The organism is Allobosea sp. P1_A7 (assembly GCF_056406775.1).
This window is the reverse complement of the sequence record NZ_JBFTZN010000578.1, coordinates 1-1,212: the sequence shown is the minus strand read 5'-3', so window position 1 is coordinate 1,212 and position 1,212 is coordinate 1. Positions and strand designations below refer to the sequence as shown.

Sequence of the window (1,212 nt, the reverse complement as noted above, 5' to 3'; positions counted from 1 at the left end):
CCGGATTGTCTGCCCCACGCCCACGCCGGGCCTGGCCGACTGCATCGTCCGCACCCCGGCCCTGCCGCACATGGCCAGCCGGATCGTCCGCTCCACGCCCACGCCGGGCCTGACCGACCGCATCGTCCGCACCCCGTCCCTGCCGCACATGGCCGGCCGGATCRTCCGCTCCACGCCCACGCCGGGCCTGACCGACCGCATCGTCCGCACCCCGTCCTTGCCGCACATGGCCGGCCGGATCATCCGCTCCACGCCCATGCCGAGCCTGACCTACAGCGTTATCAGCACCGCGACCGCCTCGAGCATGACCGGCTCCATCATCGGCGCCGCGGCCACGCGCATCGGCTGCGCTGCCACCGCCGCTCGACGAACCGCCGAGACCACCACCGCTGTCGCCACCGCGGCCGCTGCCGCCGCTACTGCCGCTGGAGCCTGAGCCGGAACCGGAGCCACTTCCGCCGCCACTGCCTCCGCTGCCTCCGCCAGAGCCGCCGCTGCCACCACCGGAGCCTCCACCGCTCCCTCCGCCTCCAGAACCACCTCCGCCGCCGCCTCCGCCGCCACCTCCGCCGCCACCTCCTCCGCCGCCGCCGTCGCGCGCCAGGATGACGCGGGCCGGGTCCTCATGCGACGATACATTCCTGTGCGCTGGGGAATCGCTCTCGCCCTCACCGCTCCGGGACAGGGCTGACGCGCCCAGGCGGATGATGCCTTCCAGGTGAGGCGAGCTGTCGTCACGGATGGCGGCGCTCGCGCCCTGCGAGCCGGTGGTCGCCACCAGGATGGTGGTCGCCAGCATAAGTGATCGCAATGTCATGGTCGTATCTCCTTGCCATAGCCACCGCCGATCATTCTCTCCTCGGTGACGAAGCAGAGCCTGCGCGCCCTCGAACCTCGCCAGCCTGACGCGGCCTGTCAGGGAAATGTCAGCTTGGGTGTCGTAGCTTCGAAAGTTACCATGCGACATTCACGCAACATCGCCCTGTGGCGCGCGGTTTCGGCCCTCGCGGTCGTATTTGCGCTCGTCGCGACAAGCCCGGCCTGGATCGCCCCCGCCTTTGCCAAGGATGGCGGAGGCGATGGCGGCGGTTCTGGCGGCGGTGGGGGTGGCGGCGGTTCCGGAGGCAGTGGGGGTGGCGGCGGTTCCGGGAGTGTAGGTGGCTCTGGAGGCGGAAGCGGAGGTAGCGGTTCCGGTGGTGGCGGCTCCGGCGG

General features: G+C 71.4%; 2 protein-coding genes. Both read left to right on the top strand.

Annotation, left to right across the window (positions count from 1 at the left end; translation table 11 throughout):
• The coding region (locus tag AC1D34_RS37730) for a hypothetical protein (RefSeq protein WP_476827049.1) at positions 1-436 on the top strand (436 nt) is incomplete at its 5' end.
• A gap of 522 nt (positions 437-958) precedes the next feature.
• Positions 959-1,212, top strand: a 254-nt coding sequence (locus AC1D34_RS37725; protein WP_476827048.1) for a hypothetical protein, incomplete at its 3' end; no start/stop codon positions are given.